The organism is Nostoc sp. DSM 114167 (assembly GCF_052692655.1).
Window position 1 is genome coordinate 1,885,934 of the sequence record NZ_CP195116.1, and the last position, 20,655, is coordinate 1,906,588.

Below are 20,655 nucleotides of genomic sequence, written 5' to 3' on the forward strand. Positions count from 1 at the left end.
TGAAATTCAAAACAGTTCAGTTAAGAGTTGATCCTCCCTAACCCTCCTTAAAAAGGAGGGAATAGAGCAAGTCTTAAATTAGCCCCCCTTTTTAAGGGGGGTTGGGGGGATCTTCCGAAGCTAAATATTACTAACTGAACCGTATTGCTTCAAAATTCAAAACTTTAGAGAGGAGAATTACAATGAAAATAGCCTTCACAACGAGCGACCGAGTTCATATTAACGCTCACTTCGGATGGGCAAAAATGATTGATGTTTACGAAATTTCCGATGAGGGATATCACTTCGTAGAAACCCTCACCTTTGAAGGCGAACTCAAAGAAGACGGAAATGAAGACAAAATCACCCCAAAACTTGAAGCAATAGGCGACTGTACGATTATTTACGTAACAGCAATTGGTGGTAGTGCCGCCGCTCGGTTAATCAAGAAAGGTGTCACCCCAGTGAAGGCGCGATCGGAAGAAGAAGAAATTAGTGAAGTGCTAAACAAGCTAGTGCAAACCCTCAAAGGTAATCCTCCACCTTGGTTGCGTAAAGCTTTACAACCAAAAACCACAAACTTTGCTGATGAAATCGAAGACGAAGCAACAGTATGACCGCAAATAATAGTGTTAACGGAACCGCTACAACTGAAGTCTTGAACTCACCTTTTCTTAAGGTATTAATCAAACAAATCCGTGGTCAAGACAGCTATGGAGTTTATCGTACTTGGTCGGATGAGTTGATTCTCAAACCCTTTATTGTTAGCAAACAAAAGAAACGGGAAATCTCCGTTGAGGGCGAAGTTGATGCGGTAACTCAAGCCCGGATTTTGGCATTTTTTCGAGCTGTAGCGGCTGGGATTGAACAAGAAACAGGTTTGATATCCCAGGTTGTAGTTGATTTGAGCCATGAAGGATTTGGCTGGGCGCTAGTTTTTTCTGGTCGTCTTTTGCTAACTGTGAAAACTTTGCGAGATGCTCATCGTTTTGGCTTTGACTCCCTAGAAAAATTAGCAGAAGAGGGAGAGAACTACGTCAAAAAAGGTCTTGATTTGGCGAAGCGTTTTCCTGAAGTTGGCAAACTTTAAGAGTGCTGAGTGCTGAGTCATGAGTGCTGAGTGAAGAGTTAAGAGTAAATAGTGAAGAGTTATAAATTAAAAATTATATAATTTATAACTTTCAACTCATAACTTCTAACTTCTAACTCATTACTTGTAACTCATAACTCAGCACTCAGTACTCAGCACTGAAAAGGAGTGGCTGATTGTGCAAGCAGAAGAAACGAGTATTGAGGAACTACAGGGACAAATCAGACGGCTCAACAGCAAAGCAGGTCAAATGAAGATGGATCTGCATGATTTAGCTGAAGGTCTGCCAACAGATTACAAACAACTTATGGATGTTGCAGCCGCAACTTATGAAATCTATCGCCAGTTAGATGAACTTAAGCAACATCTAAAACAATTGGAGAATGCGAAATGACTGGAACTATTGATGAATTCAAGAAACTCGTAGATGCAGAAGAATTTTTTCAATTCTTTAATATGTCCTACGATTTAGAAGTTGTGAATGTAAATCGTCTACATATTCTGAAAAAGTTTTCTCAATACATCCAGGAAATTGATGATAATTCTCCTGACTTGAATCAAGAAGAGAGATTAAATCAATATTCTTTGGCTTTGCAAAAAGCTTATCAGGTATTTGTCGAATCAACACCCCACGAACAAAAGCTGTTCAAAGTATTTAACGACAAGCCGAAAAATGTAGTCACACTGACAGAAATCACTTCTGATTAGGAGGTATAAATTGGTTAACCTAACGCCTACCGAATTAGAACGCTATCGTCGCCAAATGATGCTTCCGAATTTTGGCGAAACAGCACAGAAACGCCTGAAGTCAGCGACAGTTTTGGTTACGGGTGTGGGAGGATTAGGCGGTACGGCGGCGCTTTACTTAGCAGTAGCGGGCGTTGGGCGGCTAATCTTAGTCCGGGGTGGTGACTTGCGGCTAGATGATATGAATCGTCAAGTTCTTATGACTGATGATTGGGTAGGTAAGCCAAGGGTATTCAAAGCTAAAGAAACTCTGGATGCGATTAATCCTGATGTCCAAGTGGAAGCTGTTCATGATTACATCACCCCGGAAAATGTAGATTCGTTAGTGCAATCTGCGGATATGGCTCTTGACTGCGCCCACAATTTTACAGAGCGCAATTTGTTAAATGAAGCCTGTGTGCGATCGCGTAAGCCAATGGTAGAAGCCGCAATGAATGGGATGGAGGCTTACCTGACAACGATTATTCCTGGTGTGACTCCTTGTTTATCTTGTCTGTTTCCAGAAAAGCCTGATTGGGATCAGCGCGGCTTTTCAGTTCTAGGCGCTGTTTCTGGAACACTAGCTTGTCTAACAGCTTTGGAAGCTATCAAGCTGATCACCGGGTTTAGTCAGCCTCTATTGTCGCAATTGCTGACAATCGACTTAAATCGGATGGAATTTGCGAAACGCCGTTCTTACCGCGATCGCTCTTGTCCAGTATGCGGTAATAGTGCGCCTTGGAGACACGCGCAATCCAATTCGATGGAACCCACAGTCAATAGTCATTAGTCATTGGTCACTTGTACTGAGTTTCGACTGAGCTCAACTACCGCGTAGTCGTAAAGCCTGCGGCATAGCTACGCTTCGGGCGCAGCCTCTCGTAGAGAAGTATTGGTCATTGGTCATTAGTAAATAACAAATGACATAGACGCTACTGCGGCTACTCTTCTCCTGACGGAGACGCTGCGCGAACGAGAACGCCAAGGGCGAACCCGCAGTGTAGGACAAATGACGAAGGACAACCCCACCTAAAATCAGAACAACTAATCGCTACAAATCAGGAGAACTGATGGCCGTTATTTTATCAGAAAAAGCAGAATTTCATCTGCGGGCATTCCTTAAAGGTTCCGCACCCGATGCTGATGGCGCAACTAAAGGTGTCCGTATCTCTGTAAAAGATGGTGGTTGCAGTGGCTATGAATATGCGATCGATATCACCAGCAAGCCCCAACCAGATGATTTAGTAAGTCAGCAAGGCAAAGTACTGGTTTACGTTGATGCTAAAAGTGCGCCTTTATTAGACGGAGTTATCGTTGACTTTGTTGAGGGAGTGATGGAAAGCGGTTTTAAATTCATCAACCCTAATGCAACTGATACCTGCGGTTGTGGAAAGTCTTTTAAAGCAGGCGACTGTACGCCTACTGGTGTACCTTGCAGCTAACATCATTCTATTAGTGCTAAGTCAATTGTAGAGACTTCTCATCAACGCACTCCGCAGAGTTTCAATGCCCTTGAGATAGCTTCTAGTTCGCATTGCATCCCTTATCTCTATAAAAAAGCTAACTAAACTTAGCATCTCTGTCAGAAGAAGGGAAGCAAAAAGTAGGATAGGTTGCTCAAAAAATTCGGAAATTAGACCAACTGTATAACGTTTGAGGAGAATCTGAAAATGGCTACCTACCAAGTTAGATTAATCAACAAAAAAGAAGACCTCGACACCACAATTGAAGTTGACGAAGAGACTACCATCTTAGAAGCAGCAGAAGAAAATGGTATTGAGTTGCCCTTTTCATGTCATGCAGGCTCTTGCTCTAGCTGTGTTGGTAAAGTTGTCGAAGGTGAAGTTAATCAAGACGATCAAAACTTTTTAGATGACGATCAGGTTTCTAAAGGATACGCTCTACTTTGTGTAACTTATCCTCGTTCTAATTGCACAATTAAAACACATCAAGAAGCATATCTGGTCTAAATTATTACTTTGGTTGCTGCCTTTCGCAACCAAATAAAAAATGAAGGATGAAGGATGAAAATATACTTCCTTCCTCCTTTCACAATTCCTAATTTATAATTAAAATATTTATCTGCTTTTGTGTTTTTGGCCGTTCATTATAATTATTGAGAATGGAAAAGCGAGGAATCGCAACTTTTTATAAAACTCAAAATAAAACAATCTTGAAAAAAATTGTATTAATAGGAATAATAATAAAAACTCATATCAGATTGCAACAAGATTTTTTTTATTTGATCCTTCCTCAATCTTGATAACATAGATTTTGTCCTAGATTTAGAAAATATCCGAGCAATTTATGTTTTCTAATTGTATAAATAAATGCAATTTTATATGAAAAAATAGAGTGGCTCGCAAAGGAAGCCAACTCTATTTTTTAATCAACAGCAACGATCACATCTGATGATTTAATCACAGCATAAGCTTGCTTACCTTCTGCAAGTGATAGCTTTTCTGCTGATGATTTTGTGATAATTGAGACTAGCTCTACTCCTGGCGCTAGTTCTAAAGTTATCTCAGTATTAACTGAACCATGTACAACTTTTTTGACAGTACCCTTCAGAGAATTACGAGCGCTAATTTCCATGTTTTTAATCCACTAATTTGAACTATTTATACTTTAGTAAGTTAGCAAGTTTTGATTTTAAAAATAGCTTTTATTAAAATATCTTAATAATTTTTAAATAACCTTATTTGTTTGACGAGCATTACGCAAATAGGTGGGACGGTCATTTGCTCCAAAAAGTAAGACAAAAACTTTAAAAAACTAACTATTAATGTATATTATCATCAATTTAAGATGGCTATTTTGTTATGTGGAAATACTGAGGTACTAATATGATTGCATCTTTATAATAACTAGTTTAAAAAGAGGTTCATATTGTGCAGGATCGAGTTAATACAACAAGGCAAAATCTATTTTTTGAACATTTAAGTCTAGGTGTAGGCGTAGGATTTCCTGTTCCTAAAGACTGGTTGCCAATAACAAGTTTCCCTTTACTAATCATAGTAGGTATGACTGGCGTTGGAAAAAGCACGATCGCGAAAGCTTTGGCTGAAGAAGGCTTGGATTTTACACTTTTACCTAATCGTCGTGTTTTAACCGAACGCGTAATAATTGCGCCAATGTTAAAAATGCAAGAGAAACTCATGCAACCCCATTGCCGGATTAAACGCCTAACTTATACTCGCCTTTATCGAGAACACTTTCCTGGTGGAATGGGTCACATTTTAGCTTCGCTACATATTAATCCACAACAAGTCAACTCTATGTTAGTTTTCGATAGTTTACGTGGTGAAAATGAGATTCGCTATGCAGCTAAGGCTTTAAAAAATGCTAAATTTGTAATGTTGACTGTACCAAATACTGTACGTTTAGAAAGACTTATAAAACGTCATGATTCTTTCGATCGAATTGCTAATCAAGAGTTAGACGATCGGATGCAAATTATTCCCAAAGTACTGAGCAATTTTGCTAGTTTGGGCGTACCAGAAGCTTCTGCTTATTTTACTCCTAAAGAAGAACAACAAATCTTAGAGCTTGTCAGTAAACAAGTTGTCACCAGTCTAGAATTGCAGGAAAAACTAAAAATATTTGTCGAAGAAAGTCAGAACTATGATTCGGTTTCGACGAAACAGATTTTAGAGACGATGGATACGAGCGATCGCTCTCTTATAATTGATACTATAGCCAGTCCCCAAGAATCAGCCAAAGCAATTATTTCTCGATTATGCAAATCTGCTAATATAAAAACTAATAAGTGAATATCCTTAGTCAGAATTAGTATAGGGATTGCTCAATGTCGCTATCTGAATTTGCAATTGTAGAAAGTACTCTCCGTGAGGGCGAACAATTCGTCAAAGCCAATTTTTCTTCAGATGATAAAGTCGAAATTGCTGAGGCCCTTGCTGCATTTGGAGTGGAATATATAGAGTTAACGTCACCAATTGCTTCACCTCAGTCTAGACAAGACTGTGAACGATTGGCTCGGTTAGGCTTGCCATCCAAAATATTAACTCACATTCGCTGTCACTTAGAAGATGCTAAAGTTGCTTTAGCAACAGGCGTAGCCGGAATTAATTTAACTATTGGTAGTTCTTCTTTGATGCGTCAGTTCAGTCATGGTAAAAATATTAATCAAATTATTGATTTAGCATCTGAAGTTTTAACTTTTATTCATCAACAAGCTCCCGATATTGAGTTACGGTTTTCAGCTGAGGATTCGTCACGTACTTCCATAGAAGATTTAATCACAGTTTATTCCGAGATTGAAAAATTAGGAATTGTCAAACGCATAGGAATTGCTGATACAGTAGGAATTATTACGCCAATGCAAGTATTTGAATTAGTGAAGACTTTACGCCAGTTCACCAATTTAGATATTGAGTTTCACGGTCATAATGATACAGAATGTGCAAATGCTAACAGTTATACAGCATTAGAAGCGGGAGCAACTCATATTGACACTTGTGTTTTGGGAATTGGTGAGCGCAATGGTATTACCTCACTAGCTGGATTTATTGCGAGGTTATATGCTACAAATCCTGAGCAGATTAAGTCGAAATATCGCTTGGAAGAACTTAGTTACTTGCATGAATTAGTTGCAAGAAAAGTAGGAATTTCTATTCCTTTTAACCACTGTGTTTTTGGTGAGAGTGCTTTTAGTCATAAAGCTGGCATTCATACTAAGGCTATGCTTAATAACTCTGAGACTTATGAAGCTATTAATCCCCGAAGTTTTGGTGTAACGCGCTCAATTTTAATCAATCATAAATTGGCTGGAAAACAGGCGGTTAATCACCGAGCTAATGAATTAGGACTTTCCTTTAATTTATCCCAGCTTCAAGATATTACCAATATGCTAAAAACTTTAGCTGACAAACAAAATCTTACTATCGAAGATGTAGACAAGATTTTATATTCTTATCATTGCCAGTAAATTTAAAAATATACGCACTTACTATTCAAGTACAGATCCCCGACTTTTTGAAGAAGTCGGAGATTTAAATCCACTTATATCTGCTATTAATCTATCTTCTAAAATAAAACTGTAAAAATTACTGCTTTTCCATTCTTTTTCCAGCTTTTTTAAAAAGAATATTTGCTGTTATTTATAAATAATTCATAATTTAAACTTATAAAATTGATAGCATATATGTAAGTTAAAAGAATTTAAATAACATTTTTGCAAAAATGGTGAGCATTGCTCACCATTCTATTTGCCAAGCAAATTTATATTAGTAAAAAAGTTAACTTAGGAGTAGTTATGAATCGAACCAACAGTCAAAAATTGAGTGAAGCAACAACCCAATGGTTAATAGAACAAGGCTATAATCTTAACCATTTAAATCAGCCGGGTGAAAATGGCGATACAGCTTTGATGAAAGCGACAAGAGAAGGAGTTTATACAGTCGTTAAAGAATTAATTGATGCCGGTGCGGATATCAATGCTCGAAATAGCGATCGCAACAATGCTTTGTGGTTTGCTTGTTTTGGAAATCACTACAATTTAATTAATTTACTGTTAGCTCATAACATTGATATTAATAACCAAAATGATAACGGTGCAACTGTTTTAATGTACGCAGCATCAGCCGGAAAGACAGAAGTCGTAAAGTTACTTTTACAACATCATCCTAATTTATATTTAAAAAACTTAGATGATTATAAAGCAATAGATTTTGCTAGCAACGTAGAAGTTTTGAGGATAATTAAAAATGCCATCAAGTCAGATATCGGGCAAAGCTTATCATGACGCTACCAAGCATTCTTACTTATCGGTACAACTCGATCCAAATTATGTAGATGCTTCAACACAGCCATCTTCATTTAAAGTTTATCCCAAGTTTTATCGGAGAGTGAAATTAAATCTCAATAATCCTGTTCACTCTTTTATCTCATTAACCAGTGCGATAACACTAGAAAAAGTATATAAAGATGGCCCATTAAAACTGCGAGTAAATCCATCAGCAGGCGCTCTGTATCCTACAGAAGTTTATGTACAGGTTCGCGGCATTGAGGGAATAGTAAATGGTATATACCATCTAGAAGTTGAGAATAATTGTCTAACTCTCATCTATGAATTAATTGATGATGGGTTAGAGAATTATATTATACCTGGTAAATGTATCAACGGATTCATCTTTTTAATTAGTTGTGTTTATTATAGGTCTAGCTGGAAATATCAAAACAGGAGCATAAGATATTGCTTCTTAGATAGCGGACACCATTTAGGTGCAGTTGCCGCTTCAGCTTTTCTCCACAACCGAGATATACAACTAGTTTTTGACTTTGATAAACTTACTCTCAATTCGGATTTAGGATTTGAGAATAAGGAGTTTATCACTGCTTGTGCGGTGTCAGGAGAAGTACAAGACAAGAAAATCAGACGCTTAAGGCTGAAAGTTCCTTTTGTCTGCGGTACTGATTATTTTGAATCCAATCAATTGATTGAAGATGCTTATCAAGCAACTGCTCTACAAAAGAGTCGCCAGCAGAAGTTAGAGTATCCTCAATTTGACTTTGATCGGGATAAATTTTATCAAGTTGTTTGGAATAGACGTTCTATTAGACGTTTCCGGAAAGAGGCTATTTCTCAAGAAGATTATTTATATGTAGTGCAACAACTTCAGCAGTCAATACCGACAGAAAACTATGAGGAGATAGAAATTTACTCAGTGGTGCATCGAGTAGAAGGAATGACACCTGGGTTATATAAAGGTACGTATCTGGTTAAAGCAGGTAACTTTAGTGAAAAGACAGGTTACTTATGTATTAATCAAGCTATTGCTAGAGATGGCGCTGTAACTTTATTTTTTGTGTCACATTATTTAAACTATCAAACTGCTATACAAATAGCTGGTTTTCTTGGACATAGGCTTTATTTAACTAGTAATTATTTGGGTATTCAGTGTAGTGGTATTGGTGCTTATTATGATGATGAAACCCAGGAATTCTTAGAAACAAATAAAGATGTACTTTATGGAATGGTGATTGGAATATAAGCAGGAAGTGAAACAGAGATGGTTAGAAATATGTATTACTTTAATAATGATGACTCACATCCAATACAACCGACATCGGCAGATATTATACTGCGGCAGCAGCTAGAGGATTCTATTAGTAGATACTTTTATGACGCTTGCGATCGCACAATTCAAAATCTTCTGTCTGATTGTCGCTGGTATGTCACAACCCACGCCAATGCTCTAACATTAGTAATTGAATGTCCAGATCAAGTTATTAATTGGCGGGTTTTGCAAAAAATTGTGCCAATGGGGACATTGCTATATGGAATTGTTAGCAGTGCTAAAATTCGTGTTTGTCCGCCAGAAAGTCAAGGTGTACCTTTTGAGATGAGAGTAGATGAACTTTCTGTTTATCGGGATTGGGCTTAAAAAATAGTTAGGAGTTAGGAGTTTAAAATTTCTGCTCATTATTTTGGCTGATGAGTGCAGCTACCTCTTCAAAAACTAAATCAGCAGAATGTTTGATAGCAGGGCTTAACTCTAGTCCCAAAGAAAGATTTGCAGCCTCAATTAAATAAACTGTCACATCTTCGGGAAAGTCATTTTGAAAGATTTTCCGTCCGGCGGCTAAAGCATTATCCCAACGAAAATCGTGCAAGTTATAACTAGGTTCGGGCATTGCTTCCAGTTCTTTTCCTGGAACTTTAAACACAGCACCCGGTTCAGAACCAGTTGAACTTGCATCAATAATTACTAATTGTTTACTACCTCTAGCTTGAAACATTACTTCCATCCCTGCGGTGCCACAATCATAAACACGCACTTTAGGATTGGGGTTTTCAGCTAGATATTTTTGTAAGCGTTGGGCGATGATTACGCCTACAGCGTCGTCACTGCGATTTAGATTGCCACAACCGATAATAGTGAGCATGGGATGAGATTTAATTGTTTAATTAGTTGCAAATTTAGTTAAAGCGCGTAGTTTACCGCCGTAGGCATCGCTCGGAGGATGAAAGGCTAACACAATATCACTTTGAGGAACGCCGGCGTTTAATAAGTCAGTGGCAATACCTTCTTCAGTCCAATCTTCTTCAATCCAAATTTTGTTATTTTTAATCCGAATATGTACAGTAATACCTTTAATTCGGCGATTTTTTTGCTAGCCAATCTGAAACCATAGATATCGATCGCGTTCATCATCGAGTGCTAAAAGGCTTTCTAAGTCCTCATCAGGCGAGCTATTGCAGATGCGGTCATATTCTATGAGAATATTTTTAATAATATTTCTGTAGTTACTTAGTTTATCCATTTGAAACTTTTACAAAGATACTTTTCTAAACCTGTGTCCATCTGGTTCTATAACTACAAATGCGCCTACCAATTCGACTTCCGAGTAAGTTTCTATAACTCGTATTAGTTCGTTATGAACTTTATTCACAGTTGTAGGTAGGATTCGGAGATAGATGACTCCAGATCCCATTGCTCGAACAAAAACAAGATTTCCATAATCTCTATCTCGCGTGATGAGAATACGGTTCTGTTCCTGTGCTGTTCTAAGTATTTCTTCATCACTTGCTTGCGAAAGACCAATCTGAGCAACAAGAACTACATCATGTCCGGTATCAACTAGAAATCTTGCTGTTACCGCATACACATCTTGATCTAGTAATAATCTCATGCTCAAATAGATACTAGGCGAATGTCTTCAGCTGCAACTAGAGCGATCGCGTATCCTAAGCAAGCACGAATATCCTCAATTTTTAGGTCTGGATAGTAGTCTTGGATAATTTCTTCAAATGAGAGTCCGTCATTGAGCAGTTCAAGAATGCTTTGTACAGTGATGCGTGTTCCTGCGATGCAAGGTTTACCGAAATGAATCTGAGAATTAACTACGATTCTGTCCATATAATTATAAACTAATAATATGTTTCCTAAATTATAAAATAAAATTGATTATTTCGAGTTTTTGCCATAATCTGCAAAATACGAGGCTTTGAATGATGGGATAGACAAAGCCTCTGAAAAATAATTTATCAGCAGGAAACTATAAAGCTACACCATGTTGCTTGGCAATTTCAGTCAGTTTCTCATACTGATGTTGTGATGCTTGAGTTAATATCTCTTCAGCCTGTTCTTTAGTACTTCCTTCTTTAGGAATTAAATACTTGACATAAAGAGATACAAAATCAGCAGCGATCGCTAAACCGGATAAATTATGTTTGTCAGCTTCTTTGCCAGCGATCGCAGCTACCAAACCGGCTTTAATAGGGTCTGGTTTAACTTTCATGAACTGATCGACAAGTTTAGGAACGTACTCTTCTGGTGGCAAATTATCTAACTTACTTCTATCTGGAGTAAAGTTACATTCTGCGGCTTGAGCTTGCTCTAAAACACACCATTCTATGTATTCTTGCAATGCTGCATCGGGAACGCGAGGGAGATAATTATGTAGCGCTAAATCAGACACAAGCTTACCTTGTAAATTTCTGTTTTGTTGAAGTGAATTAAGGCAAGCCTAACGCACTATTTCTATAAGTTTTAGTGTGTTACGCTACGAGTTTTGAATATGAGGCATTGGGAATAGGGCATTGGGCATAGGTTATTTTTCCCTCATTTTGCCCAAATTTATCTTTTGGACAATCACTCAGGTAAATGACCGATCTAGTAAGCTGTAAGTGAGCGTTGTTGATGATTGTGATATGAAAACTTTTACTGCGATCGCTGAAAGAGATCCTGATACTAAGTTTTATGTCGGCTATGTTCCTGGTTTTCCTGGAGCGCATTCTCAAGGTGAAACCTTGGATGAATTGCAGGAAAATTTGCATGAAGTTATTGAAATGCTTCTAGAGGACGAGGATCTGGGCTTCTGCTCAGTTGGATGACCAATCTAGTAAGCTGTAAGTGAGCCTAGTTGGATAAATGAAGCGCGAAACATGACACTCACTGAGCTACTTCCTGCTGTCCGCAAACTGTGTGTATCAAAAAAACTTAAGCTAATCCGCATTGACGATCGGTTAATATGTTTTTAGTGCTGGTGAATAACTGGAAGCAAAGTGAGAGATACCTTGTGAGTTTGTACACCCATTGGACTTGTTTTAATTGTCGGAAGAGTTTTCGTGGTCTTTCAACATCCGAATCTAAAGCCGAAGGTTTGATAACAAAGCGTAAATGTCCTGAATGCAGAGAGGAACTATACAATTTTGGTATATATTTTCAGCCGCCGCGTCGCCAAGCAAAAAAAGCTTGGACAATCATAGAACTATTGGCTAAAAACGGTTATAGGTTTCAAACAGAAGGCAGTACAGTCCATATTAATACCTTTATTCTAGCTGGTGACAAAAGTCGTTATGAGGATGTACGTCAGTGCATTGAATTGGAGAAACAGTCGCAAATTGATAACCAGATAAAAGCAAAGATTGATTTTTATAAACAAGAAAAGCGGCGTAGATAAACTGCAATATTCACAACGTTCAGTTGCTCTTTGGATAACCAATCTACGTAAAGCGGCTGAAATCGTTACCATTTATCCCTGCTGCATCACACGTTGAGAGCGTAAGTGCAATAGAGATAAAAATTCTGCCAACTCAACTAGCCCTTCTGCTTCTCCTCGTTCTGCTTGGGTAAGCTTTTCCCCTGCATCTTGACGATCCAGAAGAAATTGCAGACGCTCTTGGACAGCTTCAGGAAGTTTAAAATGAGTCAGTTAAACAGGTATCTCAATAATTTCAGCCATACAAAAGTGTGTCTAGCAAAATTGCAAATATATTATTAGTATTTTCTAGCAAGTTGCGAGAAAGAATTGGCAATATCTAGTATAAACTCGAATACCAAAGGCGATCGCAGTTTATGTCTTATGTTGTATGAATTGAGCAAGCAGATTCAAAATAGCTGCTTGAGAAACTCTAAAATACAAAAACTTCGGTGCGTTGCCTTACGACTAACGCACCTGATAATTAAATTAAGCAGTCCGAAAACGCGCTAACTCTTCACCAGTCTTCGCATCATGGGCGTGAACTGTACACACCAAACATGAATCAAACGATCGCGCCACATGACCAACTTCCACCGGATCGCTAGAATCGTAAATGGGTGTGCCAATTAAAGCTTCTTCAATGGGGCCGCGGATTCCTTCACCATCACGAGGGCCAATATTCCAAGTACCTGGGGCAATCACTTGGTAATTTTTAATTTTACCGCCTTCTACTTCTACCCAGTGACACAAAGAACCCCGCGCTGCTTCCGTTGCACCCCAACCCTTGCCATCTTTTTCTTTGGGTTTGATATACCAAGGGTCGTTTAATTTGAATTCGCGCAAACAGTGTTCGGCTTGCCGATATAACTTGACAATTTCGTGAAGTCGTGCTAGCTGACGTACATGAATACTAGGGCCCTTCATCTGCTTGAAGACATCGAGGATAAAGCCGTCGTAGTGTTGCCAAGATTCGCCATGTTTACCACCAGCTACTAACTGACGCGCTAAAGGGCCAGCTTCCAAACGTCCGAAGTCTTTGTGGAGGACGGCACTTGCCCAAGAGTAGGCGTTATCGAAGTCCTTTGTATTATTGGCAGTGGGTTTAGTATTGCGATCGCTAGGGTGAATATCTGCTGTCCCTTCATCGTACCAAGAGCGAGTTGTATTCTCGCGGGTAAATGACTGATCCATTAAAACGTGAGTGTCTGCGAAGCTGTCGTACACTCCACTTTTCATAATCATCGCCGCATTTCGTCCTTCGATAGTCGGCTTTTGGTATTTATCTTCATGGGCTAAATATCCCCAAGTCACATATTTCCCAACACCAGCGCCATATCTATCTAAACCGATATCTAAACCCATCCGCCAATAAAAACCTAAGTCGGAATCTCGATGATTGCGGTTTTCATCTAACCAATCTCTGAAATCATCATAAGTTTGGATTTGTTCGTAGCGTTCTAAAGAACAACCTAACCACACTGGTTCTAACCAATTGGTGCGGAAATATTCGAGAAGCGCCCAAGCACGGGTAATATCTGTAAGAGTAGGGGCGCACATCACACCACCAGGAACCATATAACTGCTGTGAGGCCATTGTCCGCCCAATAGTGCATAAATTTCTACGGGTTTAGCAGAAATTGTGATGCCTAATTCATAAGATTTGCCTGTAAAAGCAGCAAAACGTCTGGTAGCTTCCTCATAATAGCGACTATGGCGGTATTTTTTATTGGTTAAATCAATGGCAAACAAACCATAAAAGTAGCGGGGAATGCTTTGAATTGTCTCGACAATTTGTCCGAGATTTCTCGCCAAAATTGCATTGCGGGGAACTTCTGTTTCCCAAGCTGTATCTAATGCCCAAGATGCACAAGTTAAGTGAGAACCGCCACAAATTCCGCAAATGCGAGGTGTAACAATTAATCCAGCTTGGGGGTCTTTACCGCGGAGGATAACTTCAAATCCTCGGAAAAGTTCGGCGTGTGTCCAGGCGTTGACTACCCGTCCATGTTCAATATCGACTCGGACATCTAAATCGCCTTCAACTCTACCAACGGGCGATATATCTAATGATTGAATTCCCATTTGTTATTTATCCTTTGTCATTGGTCACTTGTACTGAGCGACTTGTCCTGAGCGGAGCCGAAGGAAGTCGAAGTATTTGTCATTTGTCCTTTGTCCTTTGTTATTTGTGATTGGTAATTATTCACTCGCCTCACTGCAAAATAGTCGAAACCCTTGATTTCTCGTTGAGAGGTATAGAGAAGTGTGAAAGGTTATAGTCATTAGTCAAATCACAAAGGACTAATGACTAATGACTAAACTGTAAAAAAGTCTTCTTCTGCCCAAGGTGGTGCTGCATCTTTTGCAACCATTGTCAGTAAGGCGTATTCTTTTTTGTTCACCCCTGGCGGTAATTCTTTGGGAACTCCCATCACTGTTTGGGTTTTAAATACGGTTCCTGGTTTGAGGTCAAAGAAGGGAAATTCTGGTTCGGTGCAACCTAAACAAGGCATTCCAGCGCGAGTTTTGGAGGAGACGCGGTTCCATAAGATGCGGTTGCAAGAGGAATGGGTCATGGGCCCGCGACAACCCAAGTCATAAAATAGGCAGCCTTTACGCTGACCAAATTCGGCGGTTGATGCTTTGTAGGCAAAATGAACGTTGCGGGTACAACCTGTTTGGGTATAAGTGTTGAAAAAGGTTTGGGGACGATTTAGTTCATCCAGGGCGATATCTGCTATGCGTCCAGTAGCGATCGCTACTAATATCTGCGTTATCCAGTCGGGATGGGCGGGACATCCAGGTATATTAATTACAGGTAATCCGGCTTGTGAGAGAAAATCTTTCCCTAAAAAGCCGCCTTCTTGACGTTTGAGAAATTGCAAACCTTCTGATTCGCTGGGGTTGGGTGACATAGCGGGAATTCCCCCCCATGTGGCACAATCTCCCACCGCGACGATAAATTTCGCAACTTTGGCGAGGTCTGCTAACCAATCTTTCATGGCGCGATCGGCAAACCGATTCCATTCACCAGTACCGTTGGGGGCATTAACAACGCTGCCTTCAAATACCAAGATATCTAAAGGAATTGTGCCAGAAATACAATTTCGTAGCAGTGTTTGCAAATCGTTGCCTAGTTCCAGCCCCAAGGAAGGATGCCAAAGTATATTGATACCAAAGTCGGCAATTAAATCGCAAACTGTCGGTTCTTCAGCGTTGAGAAATGACATGGTGTTACCCGAACAAGCACCACCCTGTAGCCATAGTACGTTAGTCATCGGCTATGCGTTTTTCTATTGTTTCCCATGCATGATGTAGGTGATAATGCTTGCAAAGTCTCACCTGTTTATCAATATTTATTTTTCAATACTAAGATATTTTTTATTGAATTATCGTTCATTAAAAAAGAATTAATCATTAACCATAAATTAAATTTACTCAAGATTCTTTCAAGAACTACGTTTGTTATATATGTGACACATTTTACAAATGCAAAATAGTAAAAATAAACACTACCTCTTATTTTTAAATGTTTACATTCAACAAACTCAATTTGCTTAATTTATTACTGACAAAACTTTGTAATGATTAACAATTCCTGTAAACTGTTAATGCGCGTGAGGTAATGAGTATTTTAATTCATCAAATTTTCACGTAATAAATGAGCCAAAAATAGAGGCGCTAAACTTTGCGCCCCATCAACTATATATCAGTTGTTTTAGGATTTCGGTTGTGCAGCTTGCCTAACAACTTGTTCGTCCAAACCCAACGCTTGAGCTATCTGCTCAATACTGAAACCAAACGCTAATAACTGGGGTATGGCTTCTAATTTACCTTCTTGCTTGCCTTCTTGTATACCTTCTGCAAAAACATCTTGGTAAAATCTAGTTTGTTTTAACTCATTTAATCCAAACATTTTTCCAATCTCCTCCTGGCTCAATCGCGGCAACTTATAGATTGATATCGTCTCTATTAAACGCACAGTTAATCCTTTGCGCACTCTATTATTTTAGGATTTTGGTTGTGCAGCTTGCCTAATAACTTGTTCGTCCAAACCCAACGCTTGAGCTATCTGCTCAATACTTAAACCCAACCCTAATAACTGAGGTATGGCTTCTAACTTACCTTCTAACTTACCTTCTTGCCTACCTTCTTGTCTACCTTCTTGCCTACCTTCTTGTATACCTTCTTGTTTACCTTCTGCAAAAACATCTTGGTAAAATCTAGTTTGTTTTAACTCATTTAATCCAAACATTTTTCCAATTTCCTCCTGGCTCAATCGCGGCAACTTGTAGATTAATATCGTCTCTATTAATTGTATTATTTCCCTAATAGTAGTGACATCTGGAATTTGCTGTCGGACAATGTTGACTATTTCGATAGCTCTTGTTGTCGCAGTTGATTCGGGTTCGATGATGAGTTTAACTGTCTCTATGCCGATTGATGATGCTTCAATTGAGCTTAATTCGTCAAGATAGACGCGAGTTACTCGTTGTGAGTTGAGTAGTTCTGTATATCTCTCGGTATCTCCAGTATCAACGCTGCGGTTGGGGTAGATAACAACACCACGCCAATTATTGGTTAATTCGGTTTTGTCAAGATAATTAAAGATTTCGGTAAATAAACGTGAATAAAACTTTTTATCTGATTGAAATTGCACTTCGGCAAAATAAATGGGTAGTTCTGCTGCATTTGGGAGGAAAACGCCATCGATTCTAAAGGCTAGTTGTTTGACTTCGACTGAAGAAAATTGGTAAACACTAGCTAGTTGCGGCGGTTGGTTAATCAGTTCAAAGAAAGTAGTGGGAATACTTTGAAAGAGCCGATAGAAAATACTGTCTGTTTTCAAGGTAGCTGGTTTTACAGTCGTTGATAAATATATTTTACACTTCGGCGATCGCGTGGCAAATTTTTAGAGTATACAAAAATTAGCTGGTAAGATAGTGCATATAAGTATGTCAACAATTCAATAAAGAATATTCGGATTGTGTCAAGTGATGATACAAAAAGTATTTTGAAAATATTAGGTGTTTAAAACTGACATTAATATTAGCAATTTCCCCCTAGAATTTTAGAAATAGGGTGTTTTATAGTAAAAAAATTGATTGGGCATGGGGTATTGGATATTGGACATGGAATCAAATCTTTTCCTAATCCTTCATTATTAGCCCTAGCCTCAGATACAAAAGGGGAATTCCGCCTAAAGGACTCGAAGCCTGCGTAAATCAGTATGGCCCGTGATGAAATGCGATCGCGCGTTTCGATTATTCATGGGTGTTAACAGACTCAATTCCCAATTGGCTAGAGTACGGCAGAGTTATGACCCCCAGCATTACAGATTCGGCGGTGAAGGCTGCGGTAGCAGCTGTTGCTTCAGAGTCAGCCTCAGCAGAGGAAAAAATCCAAATGCTGATTGAAATCGCACAGGGTTTTCAAAAAAAGCCCAAAGCTGCCCAAGACTTGCGAAATGCAGTTGGGTTATATTACCGGGCCTATGAGATGTGTGGTGAGGAGTATCCCCTATTAAAAGCCAGGGCCAAAGTGGGCATGGCGGGGACATTACAGGCAATACCGGATGCTGATTACCAACTGTTGATGCAAGCGAAAGTCGGTTATGAAGAGGCATTACCGATTTTACAACAATTAGCTTCTCCAGAAGAAGTGGCAGAAACGCAGATGAATTTTGGTTTGGTGTTGCAGTCGCTAGTACCATTTAATTTGGCGCGGATAACTGACAGCATCCAAGCTTATCATGAGGCTTTGCGGGTGTTTACTTGGGAAGATTACCCCCAAGAATACGCCATTTTGTATAACAATATTGCGATCGCTTACCTTTCTATGCCCCTAGCATCAGAACGGGAATACTTGCGTCAAGGTTTAGCTGTGCAATCATTTGAGGTGGCACTAAAGCATATTAATCTAATCGATCATCCTAGAGAATATGCGATGTTACAAAATAATTTGGGTAACGCATTGCAATATTTAGTGAGTTCCCATCCTGTGGAGAATAACTTGCGGGCGATCGCAGCTTATGATGAGGCGCTAAAAGTGCGTAATCTCCAAGATACACCTCTAGAGTATGCTAACACAATTTCAAACAAAGCCAACGCTTTATTCAACTTACCAGACGACTCAGAAAAACCAGAGCTTGGTAATCCTCAAAATCTTTTGCAAGCGCGTATCTACTATCAACAGGCTTTAGAAATATTTACGGAACACCAACAAATTGCACAAGCAGAAGTAGTAGTTCAAGCGTTACAAGATGTAGAAGCCGAAATGAAAGCTTAGGAGTGATGAATTATAGTTCTATAACGCTTTCCAGTTTAGTTCAATACAGACCTAATTCCCAGCCCCTTCCCTACAAGGGAAGAGGAGTAAGATTCAAAGCCTCTCTCCTTTTAGGAGAGAGGTTTGGAGAGAGGTCAAAATATATTGTATAAAAACCAAACTCGCTAGATTGAACTCTTGACTTTAACAATGAGTAAAAAACCAGCATGAGAGATATTGTTACTTACCCAAATCTGATAAATTTCCTCACAAGTTTAGCAGATGGTGATTTGAATCTAGCAACAGAATTCGTGTGGTTAATTATAGCAGCAGCCTTGTCTATGGTTGGTGGTGCTATTGGTGGAATGCTGTTAGCTGGAAAAGATATCGGCTATCAGTTTTCAGCAATGCTTGGTGCATTATTTGCTCCGGCTGGCGTCATTCCTGCTATTCTCTTAGGGTTTGTAATCCTAAATTTATTGACTAATTATTAGGAGTAAACATGTTAGAAATTGGGTGGTTTTCTGCCAAGTTATTTTTCAAAGGGAAATTACTGCGCGATCCAATATATTTTGTTCAACGAACTGCTATTGCTACTGCTGTAGGTTCGTTACTGCTAGTGTTGTTTGCACAAATCGACATTCCCTTCTACTTACCAATAACATTATCTAGCCTCGTGACGGGCTTGATTATGCCATTTCTCCTCAAAGATTTCAAAATGAAGTAATTTGTCATTGGTCATTTATGAATAACCAATGCCCCATGCCCCATGCCCCATGCCCCATGCTTAATGACTAATGACAAACCTTGAAGAATTAGTTCGAGAAATTAACCGCTTTGAGGCAATTATATCCGAGTGGGATGAAAGCCAACGGTGTGTAGCAGTTGGACTAAAAAGGGCAATTGAAGCTTTGCATAAGGCAGCATTGACTAGTTTAATTAAAAGCCTCAAGCAAGAATCAATGTCAGGTTTGCGTCATGCTGTGACTGATGAAGTAGTGTACGCAGTGCTGCTTTATCACGAACTTGTAAAACCACCAAAACCACCATTAGCACAGCGAATTAAAACAGCCCTTGAAGAAGTTCGCCCAAGTTTAAAAAGCCATAATGGGGATGTAGAACTAGTAGCAATTAAGCCCCCAGATACAGTAGAAGTCAGATTAATCGGAACTTGCAGCAGTTGTCCGGCTTCTACTTTAACTTTATCTCAGGGAGTAGAACAAGCAATCAAAAACCATTGTCCCGAAATTACCAGAGTGGTTGCGGTCAATAATAACCCTGTTGTTAACAATGCAAGTTTTGGTTTAATTAGTCCATTCTCTTCAAAAATAACTTCTACTTGGATCAAAGTAGCGACTATTGAGCAAATTCCTGAATTTAGTGTATTGCCAGTACAACTTGCTGGTAATTCTCTAATTTTACACCGTCAAGGTATTACAGTAAAATGTTACCGTAATGCTTGCACTCATTTAGGTTCTACACTAGATAAGGGTAAGGTTGAAAATGGTATTATTACCTGTCCTTCCCACGGATTTCAATATAAGTTGGAGACAGGTGAATGTTTGACTGCACCTGATATTTCACTTCAGTCGTATCCAGTAAAAATTAAAGATGATAAGGTTTTTGTGAAACTGCAAAAATGATCGTGTAAAAGTAACATCTCAGCAAATATACTTGACGATTAGAAAATAACGGCTAATTTGCTTTTCATCTCAGTAGTTCGCGCATTCATTTTAGTGTTTGTTGGAAGCAAAATGCCTAAATGTTTTCTCAATAGACCGGAATCGTTTCTCATTTGAGCAATTCAATGATTCATTTTAGTGTTTTGAGAAAGCAAAATGCCTAAATGCTTTCTCAAAAGGCTTGATTGCTTCTCATTTCAGTAAATTTAGCAAGCAAAATGCCTAAATGCTTTCTCAAAACGCCTGATTGCTTTCTCATTTCAGTAAATTTAGCAAGCATTTCGGTAGATTCAGCAAGCAAAAAGCCTAAATGCTTTCTCAAAATGCTTAATTGCTTTCTCATTTCAGTACATCACGCATTCATTATAAATATCGCTATGTAGCAAAAGCAACTTTAGGTTAGCAATAGGTTTTTAAAATTGATTAAGACAAAAGTTGTTTAAAAGTTTTAACTTTATTTGA

General features: G+C 38.9%; 28 protein-coding genes and 1 pseudogene. 18 read left to right on the top strand and 11 right to left on the bottom strand.

Translation table 11 applies throughout. The features are described from left to right. The first annotated feature begins 182 nt into the window (after nucleotides 1-182). From nifX to NSTC731_RS08065, 7 genes are all read left to right on the top strand, one after another. Nucleotides 183-596: a nitrogen fixation protein NifX gene (gene nifX / locus NSTC731_RS08035; RefSeq protein WP_445630350.1), complete on the top strand. Its 414-nt coding sequence runs from the start codon at nucleotides 183-185 to the stop codon at nucleotides 594-596. Beyond that, a complete protein-coding gene (locus tag NSTC731_RS08040) occupies nucleotides 593-1,069 on the top strand; it encodes a NifX-associated nitrogen fixation protein (RefSeq protein ID WP_445630351.1) in 477 nt (158 codons plus the stop codon). The genes nifX and NSTC731_RS08040 overlap by 4 nt, the downstream gene beginning before the upstream one ends. A gap of 178 nt (nucleotides 1,070-1,247) precedes the next feature. Next, entirely contained in the window at nucleotides 1,248-1,463 is a 216-nt protein-coding gene (locus NSTC731_RS08045; protein ID WP_265270016.1) for a CCE_0567 family metalloprotein, read from the top strand. Further along, complete coding sequence (gene nifW / locus NSTC731_RS08050; RefSeq protein ID WP_322674579.1) at nucleotides 1,460-1,777, top strand: nitrogenase-stabilizing/protective protein NifW; 318 nt, start codon at nucleotides 1,460-1,462, stop codon at nucleotides 1,775-1,777. The genes NSTC731_RS08045 and nifW overlap by 4 nt, the downstream gene beginning before the upstream one ends. Before the next feature lie 10 nt (nucleotides 1,778-1,787). Next, the gene (locus NSTC731_RS08055) at nucleotides 1,788-2,585 is read left to right on the top strand and encodes a HesA/MoeB/ThiF family protein (protein ID WP_322709710.1); all 798 of its coding nucleotides are present in this window, start codon (nucleotides 1,788-1,790) and stop codon (nucleotides 2,583-2,585) included. A gap of 280 nt (nucleotides 2,586-2,865) precedes the next feature. Next, the gene (locus NSTC731_RS08060; RefSeq protein WP_322681497.1) at nucleotides 2,866-3,237 is read left to right on the top strand and encodes a HesB/IscA family protein; all 372 of its coding nucleotides are present in this window, start codon (nucleotides 2,866-2,868) and stop codon (nucleotides 3,235-3,237) included. 228 nt (nucleotides 3,238-3,465) lie between these two features. Next, on the top strand, nucleotides 3,466-3,765 hold the full coding sequence (locus NSTC731_RS08065; RefSeq protein ID WP_445630352.1) for a 2Fe-2S iron-sulfur cluster-binding protein: 300 nt from the start codon (nucleotides 3,466-3,468) through the stop codon (nucleotides 3,763-3,765). Nucleotides 3,766-4,180: 415 nt separating this feature from the next. On the opposite strand, the gene NSTC731_RS08070 is transcribed toward NSTC731_RS08065, so the two are convergent. Then, entirely contained in the window at nucleotides 4,181-4,390 is a 210-nt protein-coding gene (locus NSTC731_RS08070; protein WP_322667910.1) for a TOBE domain-containing protein, read from the bottom strand. Between the two features lie 296 nt (nucleotides 4,391-4,686). On the opposite strand from NSTC731_RS08070, the gene NSTC731_RS08075 reads away from it, so the two are divergent. The 5 genes from NSTC731_RS08075 to NSTC731_RS08095 all read left to right on the top strand — a co-directional run bounded on the left by NSTC731_RS08075 (nucleotide 4,687) and on the right by NSTC731_RS08095 (nucleotide 9,201). Continuing rightward, entirely contained in the window at nucleotides 4,687-5,568 is an 882-nt protein-coding gene (locus NSTC731_RS08075; RefSeq protein WP_445630353.1) for an AAA family ATPase, read from the top strand. 35 nt (nucleotides 5,569-5,603) lie between these two features. Further along, nucleotides 5,604-6,743, top strand: coding sequence for a homocitrate synthase (gene lysS / locus NSTC731_RS08080; protein WP_445630354.1), 1,140 nt, complete (start codon nucleotides 5,604-5,606; stop codon nucleotides 6,741-6,743). A 327-nt stretch (nucleotides 6,744-7,070) separates the two neighbouring features. Beyond that, entirely contained in the window at nucleotides 7,071-7,559 is a 489-nt protein-coding gene (locus tag NSTC731_RS08085) for an ankyrin repeat domain-containing protein (protein ID WP_445630355.1), read from the top strand. Next, nucleotides 7,522-8,808: a nitroreductase family protein gene (locus NSTC731_RS08090; RefSeq protein WP_445630356.1), complete on the top strand. Its 1,287-nt coding sequence runs from the start codon at nucleotides 7,522-7,524 to the stop codon at nucleotides 8,806-8,808. Before NSTC731_RS08085 ends, NSTC731_RS08090 begins: the two co-directional genes overlap by 38 nt. An 18-nt stretch (nucleotides 8,809-8,826) precedes the next feature. Then, complete coding sequence (locus tag NSTC731_RS08095) at nucleotides 8,827-9,201, top strand: hypothetical protein (RefSeq protein WP_445630357.1); 375 nt, start codon at nucleotides 8,827-8,829, stop codon at nucleotides 9,199-9,201. Nucleotides 9,202-9,223: 22 nt separating this feature from the next. Here the strand turns inward: NSTC731_RS08095 and NSTC731_RS08100 are convergent, their stop codons facing one another. The 5 genes and pseudogenes from NSTC731_RS08100 to NSTC731_RS08120 all read right to left on the bottom strand — a co-directional run bounded on the left by NSTC731_RS08100 (nucleotide 9,224) and on the right by NSTC731_RS08120 (nucleotide 11,239). After that, the gene (locus NSTC731_RS08100; RefSeq protein WP_445630358.1) at nucleotides 9,224-9,703 is read right to left on the bottom strand and encodes a hydrogenase maturation protease; all 480 of its coding nucleotides are present in this window, start codon (nucleotides 9,701-9,703) and stop codon (nucleotides 9,224-9,226) included. 18 nt (nucleotides 9,704-9,721) lie between these two features. Then, a pseudogene (locus NSTC731_RS08105) lies at nucleotides 9,722-10,081 on the bottom strand (XisI protein). Nucleotides 10,082-10,090: 9 nt separating this feature from the next. Further along, nucleotides 10,091-10,450, bottom strand: coding sequence for a DUF5615 family PIN-like protein (locus NSTC731_RS08110; RefSeq protein WP_445630359.1), 360 nt, complete (start codon nucleotides 10,448-10,450; stop codon nucleotides 10,091-10,093). Nucleotides 10,451-10,452: 2 nt separating this feature from the next. Further along, the gene (locus NSTC731_RS08115; RefSeq protein WP_445630360.1) at nucleotides 10,453-10,677 is read right to left on the bottom strand and encodes a DUF433 domain-containing protein; all 225 of its coding nucleotides are present in this window, start codon (nucleotides 10,675-10,677) and stop codon (nucleotides 10,453-10,455) included. A 139-nt stretch (nucleotides 10,678-10,816) separates the two neighbouring features. Next, a complete protein-coding gene (locus tag NSTC731_RS08120) occupies nucleotides 10,817-11,239 on the bottom strand; it encodes a hypothetical protein (protein WP_445630361.1) in 423 nt (140 codons plus the stop codon). Between the two features lie 232 nt (nucleotides 11,240-11,471). On the opposite strand from NSTC731_RS08120, the gene NSTC731_RS08125 reads away from it, so the two are divergent. Together NSTC731_RS08125 and NSTC731_RS08130 are read left to right on the top strand one after the other, a co-directional pair. Further along, complete coding sequence (locus tag NSTC731_RS08125) at nucleotides 11,472-11,654, top strand: type II toxin-antitoxin system HicB family antitoxin (protein WP_445630362.1); 183 nt, start codon at nucleotides 11,472-11,474, stop codon at nucleotides 11,652-11,654. A gap of 185 nt (nucleotides 11,655-11,839) precedes the next feature. Next, the gene (locus NSTC731_RS08130) at nucleotides 11,840-12,223 is read left to right on the top strand and encodes a hypothetical protein (RefSeq protein ID WP_445630363.1); all 384 of its coding nucleotides are present in this window, start codon (nucleotides 11,840-11,842) and stop codon (nucleotides 12,221-12,223) included. Between the two features lie 507 nt (nucleotides 12,224-12,730). Here NSTC731_RS08130 and NSTC731_RS08135 read toward each other — a convergent pair. From NSTC731_RS08135 to NSTC731_RS08150, 4 genes are all read right to left on the bottom strand, one after another. Continuing rightward, entirely contained in the window at nucleotides 12,731-14,326 is a 1,596-nt protein-coding gene (locus NSTC731_RS08135; RefSeq protein ID WP_445630364.1) for a nickel-dependent hydrogenase large subunit, read from the bottom strand. A 233-nt stretch (nucleotides 14,327-14,559) separates the two neighbouring features. Then, on the bottom strand, nucleotides 14,560-15,522 hold the full coding sequence (locus NSTC731_RS08140) for a hydrogenase small subunit (protein ID WP_322713021.1): 963 nt from the start codon (nucleotides 15,520-15,522) through the stop codon (nucleotides 14,560-14,562). Nucleotides 15,523-15,962: 440 nt separating this feature from the next. Further along, entirely contained in the window at nucleotides 15,963-16,160 is a 198-nt protein-coding gene (locus tag NSTC731_RS08145) for a hypothetical protein (protein ID WP_445630365.1), read from the bottom strand. Nucleotides 16,161-16,253: 93 nt separating this feature from the next. Then, a complete protein-coding gene (locus NSTC731_RS08150) occupies nucleotides 16,254-17,093 on the bottom strand; it encodes an Rpn family recombination-promoting nuclease/putative transposase (RefSeq protein WP_445630366.1) in 840 nt (279 codons plus the stop codon). 470 nt (nucleotides 17,094-17,563) lie between these two features. Here NSTC731_RS08150 and NSTC731_RS08155 point away from each other — a divergent pair, with 470 nt between their 5' ends. The 4 genes from NSTC731_RS08155 to NSTC731_RS08170 all read left to right on the top strand — a co-directional run bounded on the left by NSTC731_RS08155 (nucleotide 17,564) and on the right by NSTC731_RS08170 (nucleotide 20,154). Beyond that, a complete protein-coding gene (locus tag NSTC731_RS08155) occupies nucleotides 17,564-18,532 on the top strand; it encodes a hypothetical protein (protein ID WP_445632044.1) in 969 nt (322 codons plus the stop codon). A gap of 206 nt (nucleotides 18,533-18,738) precedes the next feature. Continuing rightward, nucleotides 18,739-19,005, top strand: coding sequence for a hypothetical protein (locus tag NSTC731_RS08160; RefSeq protein WP_445630367.1), 267 nt, complete (start codon nucleotides 18,739-18,741; stop codon nucleotides 19,003-19,005). Between the two features lie 8 nt (nucleotides 19,006-19,013). Then, nucleotides 19,014-19,238: a hypothetical protein gene (locus NSTC731_RS08165; protein ID WP_445630368.1), complete on the top strand. Its 225-nt coding sequence runs from the start codon at nucleotides 19,014-19,016 to the stop codon at nucleotides 19,236-19,238. 70 nt (nucleotides 19,239-19,308) lie between these two features. After that, complete coding sequence (locus tag NSTC731_RS08170; RefSeq protein WP_445630369.1) at nucleotides 19,309-20,154, top strand: NifU family protein; 846 nt, start codon at nucleotides 19,309-19,311, stop codon at nucleotides 20,152-20,154. 211 nt (nucleotides 20,155-20,365) lie between these two features. Here the strand turns inward: NSTC731_RS08170 and NSTC731_RS08175 are convergent, their stop codons facing one another. Continuing rightward, a complete protein-coding gene (locus NSTC731_RS08175) occupies nucleotides 20,366-20,536 on the bottom strand; it encodes a hypothetical protein (protein WP_445630370.1) in 171 nt (56 codons plus the stop codon). Between the last annotated feature and the right edge of the window lie 119 nt (nucleotides 20,537-20,655).